The sequence below is a fragment of the Microcystis sp. M53602_WE12 genome (assembly GCF_030065455.1).
Classification (GTDB): domain Bacteria; phylum Cyanobacteriota; class Cyanobacteriia; order Cyanobacteriales; family Microcystaceae; genus Microcystis; species Microcystis aeruginosa.
On record NZ_JASJFB010000695.1, the window covers coordinates 1 to 4829 of the forward strand.

Genomic DNA, 4829 nt, shown 5'->3' on the forward strand with positions numbered 1-4829 from the left:
ACGTTCAAAAACCTTGCATTATCCTTCTTGTAGTACATCGCTTGGTACAAAAAACAAGGGCAACAAAGCCTAAAACGACCGACTCCTGACGACCGGCTACTGACTCCTACCCCCAGGAAAAACTTTTTCAGCAGACCCTAACTAATAATGGTTATGAAAAAATTTTAGGTTTACGAGATTTATATCCCGAAACTCTAGAAAATAGAACTAAGGTAGAAAATGGCATTAAAGGATTTTTAAAACCTTTACTTCAGAACAAGGGAATTCCCATTTCGATGATTTTAGTGATTATGGAAATCGAAGCTTGGTTTTTAGGTGAATACAGTTTTCTGACTAAAATAGATAGTTGTTTAACATCTAAGTTTATTCTAGACAATTTAGGTTTCGCTCTAAATGTCCTAGATGTAGAACAAATACCACATCCTAGTCAAGTGCTGGACAGTATTTATCAATTAATACAACGAAGCTATGATAAAAGCGAAAGGACTGTGGAAGAAATAGCTAGTCTCCTAGATTATGAGTTTATATATTTGCATCTAGTTGAAAAGATTAAACAACTCAAGCAGCTTATTGATGCAATCAAACTTTTTTTAAAGTAAAAATACATCTACAGCGTTTCTCATCAAGATAAAGTGTAACCTACTTTGACATCGACCACCTACTCCCCAAAACGAAAACTTCGCACCTCACCATTAAGATAACTGTTGTAATACTGCTCACTTAATATTCTATTTTCCTACCGATAACTGATAAACGGTTGACAGCTTAGATGTGTAATTAATTTTGCTTAGGGACTGACAGCTATTTAAATATACTTTTGCCAGTTCATCCTTGACTCGCCGGTTCAAGAGTTAGATATTTTCCGAGCAAAAGTGCTACAATGTAATCTTAAGGGTCAAAACAATCAAGGAGAAGAGCATGGTCAGCAAAATTGATCGCCAAGCATTTTTACAATCCTTAATAGTGCCACCGGGTAAAGAAATTTCTCTGCACAAAGACTACGATCCTGGGTTTAAGCCCGACTATATCACCAAAGAAGATGCCACGCTGCTGCTGCAACAGGGGATCGAAAAAATGGCCGAGTTTCAAGATAAACTCTATGCCCAGGATACCTATGCCCTGTTAATTAATCTGCAAGCCATGGATGCGGCGGGTAAAGATGGTACGATCAGACACGTTATGTCGGGCTTAAATCCCCAAGGCTGTCAGGTATTTAGCTTTAAAGTTCCCTCGGCCGAAGAACTAGATCACGATTATCTCTGGCGATATTATAAAGCCTTACCGGAGCGGGGTCGTATCGGTATTTTTAATCGTTCTTACTACGAAGAATTATTAGTCGTGCGCGTCCATCAAAATTTATTGGAACGGCAAAAACTCCCCCCGGAAGACAGAACCAAGAAAGTTTGGCAGCGACGTTTTGAGGAGATTAATAATTTTGAAAAATATCTGGTTAATAATGGGGTTATTGTCCTGAAATTCTTTCTCAATGTTTCTAAAGGAGAACAGAAAAAACGATTTTTGGAAAGAATTGATCGCCCTGAAAAAAACTGGAAGTTTTCTGAAAATGATGTCAAAGAAAGAGCTTTTTGGGGTGATTACATGAAAGCCTACGAGGAGGTATTCAATCATACCAGTACCGAATGGGCCCCCTGGTATATTATCCCGGCTGATCGCAAATGGTTTACCCGTTTAGCTGTGGGGGCGGTTATTTATCACACCCTGGAATCCCTTGGTTTAAAATATCCCACCGTTACCGAAGAACATCACCAAGCTTTACTGAAAGCCAAAGAAATCCTCGAAAACGAGCCAGATTAAAAATGGAAGAAAATCCCCAAAAAGCGATAATTGCCGGAAAATCGATCGTATAATCAATGTCGATTTGAGAGAATTACCCCTATGAATTATCGCATCGATCGCCGCACCTATGCAGAAACCTACGGCCCCACCGTCGGAGATAAAGTTCGCCTAGCAGACACGGAATTATTTATCGAAGTCGAAAAAGATTTCACCACCTACGGCGATGAGGTAAAATTCGGCGGCGGTAAAGTAATTCGCGATGGTATGGGCCAATCCCCCATTTCTAGGGAAGATGGGGCGGTGGATCTAGTGATTACTAATGCCTTAATTCTCGACTGGTGGGGCATCGTTAAAGCCGATGTGGGCATTAAAGACGGCAAAATTTATAAAATCGGTAAGGCGGGCAATCCCCACATTCAAGATAATGTCGATATTATTATCGGTCCTGCTACCGAGGCATTAGCTGGGGAAGGGATGATTTTGACGGCAGGCGGGATTGATGCCCATATTCATTTTATCTGTCCCCAACAAATTGAGACAGCGATTGCGTCGGGGATTACCACAATGATTGGTGGCGGGACCGGACCTGCAACGGGAACTAATGCCACCACCTGCACCCCGGGAGAATGGCACATCTATCGAATGCTAGAGGCGGCCGAAGCTTTCCCGATGAATTTGGGTTTTTTGGGTAAAGGCAATAGCAGTCAGCCGGAAGGACTAGCGGAACAGGTAAAAGCGGGGGTAATTGGCTTAAAACTCCATGAAGATTGGGGAACCACTCCGGCAGCCATTGATACCTGTTTAAGCGTGGCCGATAAGTACGATGTGCAGGTGGCGATTCATACGGATACTCTCAATGAGGCCGGTTTTGTTGAGGCCACTATCGCCGCTTTTAAAAATCGCGTCATTCACACCTACCACACGGAAGGGGCCGGCGGTGGTCATGCTCCCGATATTATCAGGGTTTGCGGGGAAATGAACGTTTTACCCTCCTCTACTAATCCCACGCGTCCCTATACGACGAATACCTTAGAGGAACACCTCGATATGTTGATGGTTTGTCATCATTTAGACCGGAGTATTCCCGAAGATGTGGCTTTTGCTGAATCCCGCATCCGCCGCGAAACTATTGCCGCCGAGGATATTCTCCACGATTTAGGGGCTTTTAGTATAATTTCCTCCGATTCTCAAGCGATGGGACGAGTGGGAGAAGTAATTATCCGCACTTGGCAAACTGCCCACAAAATGCGGGTACAACGAGGCAGACTGACCGGGGAAACGGGAGAGAATGATAATCTGCGGGCAAGACGATATATTGCTAAATATACGATTAATCCTGCTATTACCCATGGTGTCTCCGATTATGTCGGTTCCATCGAGGTGGGCAAATTAGCCGATTTGGTTCTCTGGAAACCGGCATTTTTTGGCGTAAAACCGGAAATTGTCCTGAAAGGCGGTTTAATCGCCTGGGCGCAAATGGGCGATGCTAATGCCAGTATTCCCACACCCCAACCGGTTTATATGCGTCCCATGTTTGCCTCTTTTGGTGGTGCGATCGCCAAAACTTCCTTGACATTTGTTTCTAAATATGCTATGAAAGCGGGCATTCCTGAGAAGTTAAAGCTGAAAAAAACCGCCGTAGCCGTGTCGAATACGCGCAATATCAGTAAGGCTAGTATGAAGCTTAATGACGCTTTACCGCGCATGGAAGTTAATCCCGAAACCTACGAGGTGCGTGCTGACGGGGAATTATTAATCTGTGAACCGGCTACGGTTTTACCCATGGCCCAACGCTATTTCCTATTTTGAATTCGATTTCAGGAAACGGGTTTTTTCAAAAAACCCGTTTTCTTTTTGAATCACAGTTAAGGATTAGTAGGAAGGTTTGGTAAAAATAACTTAACTAATCCTGCCATTAGTGCAGTAACAATAGCAACAAAGATGGTTCGATTAGTAAATTCCAAGTTATCTAGTCGTTTATTCACGCCTGTTAATTCTCCTTTAATATTTGCTATGTCAACTCTTAAGTTATTCACTTCTTCAGATAGCTTGTCTATTTTGCTATTAAGTTGTTCAGATAATCTGTCTATTTTGCCATTAAGTTGTTCAGATGATTTGTCTATTTTGTCATTAACTTCTTTGAATTGTCCTACAATAAAGTCTTTTAATTCTTTGAGGTCGTTTTCTGTAAATGTTGCCATTGTGTGACTCTCCTAGTAATTGTTTGTGATAAGTAGTCGTGCAAAATTAATTTCCCAGTCGAGACAGGAGACAGGAGACAGGAGACAGGAGACAGGAGACGGGAGACGGGAGACGGGAGACGGGATCAGATTTGAGTTTTTAGTTCACTGTTTACTGATCACAGCAAAAAGCTGACGGAGTAACTGCTGACGGTTTGGATGTGTAATTAATTTTGCTTAGGTAAGTAGGTGGGTGGAATTAAATATAAAATAAACGTAGGTTGGGTTGAAGCATGAAACCCAACGCCCGCATGGGTTACGCTACCGCTAACCCATCCTACAAATAATTGTGCCTACCTACTTACTTACCAATAATTTTACTACTAAGTTTAACTCCTAACCCTTAATCAGTCAAATTGCATCGAAGTTGCATCACCAGAAGGAATAAAACTGGCCCAATAAAAAGGATGTTTTTGCTTCTCACCCTTGAGCATTCCTAGTTGAATTTGTCGTAAAGCTTCACTGCGTCCTTCTCCTTTTTGTAAGCGTCCATAATAGGCGACCATTAAATCTTTAGTTGCGTCATCAGATACTTTCCAAAGGCTAATTAATTGGCTTTCACTTCCCGCAATAACTAAAGCGCGGCGCAATCCATAAATCCCTTCACCTACGCTTCTAGTTTGGTGATTTTTTGATGATAATTAATGCTTTATACTGTATATTAATTAAGTAGCTGGTTATAATTAAATTAAAAATGGATTTTAGGTTTGATCCCCCCTGCCCCCCTTGATAAGGGGGGTGCCGATAGGCGGGGGGATCCCCCCTGCCCCCCTTGATAAGGGGGGTGCCGAT

At 42.3% G+C, this 4829-nt stretch carries 5 protein-coding genes; 3 read left to right on the forward strand and 2 right to left on the reverse strand.

Annotated features, from left to right (window positions below):
• Positions 1 to 290 precede the first annotated feature (290 nt).
• The 3 genes from PX482_RS21725 to ureC all read left to right on the forward strand — a co-directional run bounded on the left by PX482_RS21725 (position 291) and on the right by ureC (position 3606).
• Entirely contained in the window at positions 291 to 599 is a 309-nt protein-coding gene (locus PX482_RS21725) for a hypothetical protein (RefSeq protein WP_288097051.1), read from the forward strand.
• Positions 600 to 918: 319 nt separating this feature from the next.
• Positions 919 to 1815, forward strand: coding sequence for a polyphosphate kinase 2 family protein (locus PX482_RS21730; RefSeq protein WP_002761380.1), 897 nt, complete (start codon positions 919 to 921; stop codon positions 1813 to 1815).
• Positions 1816 to 1896: 81 nt separating this feature from the next.
• A complete protein-coding gene (ureC, locus tag PX482_RS21735) occupies positions 1897 to 3606 on the forward strand; it encodes an urease subunit alpha (RefSeq protein ID WP_012268266.1) in 1710 nt (569 codons plus the stop codon).
• A 56-nt stretch (positions 3607 to 3662) separates the two neighbouring features.
• On the opposite strand, the gene PX482_RS21740 is transcribed toward ureC, so the two are convergent.
• On the reverse strand, positions 3663 to 3998 hold the full coding sequence (locus PX482_RS21740) for an LPP leucine zipper domain-containing protein (protein ID WP_002774386.1): 336 nt from the start codon (positions 3996 to 3998) through the stop codon (positions 3663 to 3665).
• A 386-nt stretch (positions 3999 to 4384) separates the two neighbouring features.
• A complete protein-coding gene (locus tag PX482_RS21745; RefSeq protein WP_199308099.1) occupies positions 4385 to 4627 on the reverse strand; it encodes a CHAT domain-containing protein in 243 nt (80 codons plus the stop codon).
• Positions 4628 to 4829: the final 202 nt, after the last annotated feature.